General features: G+C 32.0%; 1 pseudogene. It reads right to left on the bottom strand.

The features are described from left to right. Nucleotides 1-89 precede the first annotated feature (89 nt). Nucleotides 90-441 (bottom strand): annotated as a pseudogene (locus tag LVY74_RS17620) (hypothetical protein); the annotation flags it as partial.

Below are 441 nucleotides of genomic sequence, written 5' to 3'. Positions count from 1 at the left end.
CTATCCGTAATTTTTTTGATTTGCAAAAGTTTTGCAATTATTACTTCAAACTTTTCTTTTATATCTTTAGTAAAGCCTGATTTATTATTTTAGGGCATATAAACTGATTTGGTGACTTGCCCAGTTGCTGCTTCTCGTAGTACATCTTGATATTCAAGCAAAATATCTACCGTTTCTTTGCCAGTTAAAGCTTTAGTGATTTTATTTTCACAGTTGGTGTTATGTACCCATAATTTGGCGTAATTGACAAAATAAGTGTGATTTTCCGCCACTTCCATGTTATAGACAGTAGTGGTAAAAGGAATAAATTGACCATTGGTATCTCGTAGCGAGTTAGTTAATTCAACATCTCCTAGATTATTTTTTACAAACCTACCCAAAAGTCCACATTCATTATAATTTCCAACATTTTTGACATAACCAACCGTTTTAAAGTCTTCT

It is taken from the genome of Acinetobacter sp. ME22 (assembly GCF_022012315.1).
Classification (GTDB): Bacteria; Pseudomonadota; Gammaproteobacteria; order Pseudomonadales; family Moraxellaceae; genus Acinetobacter; species Acinetobacter brisouii_A.
The sequence above is the reverse complement of the archived record's forward strand: the minus strand, read 5'-3'. Positions and strand labels throughout refer to the sequence as shown.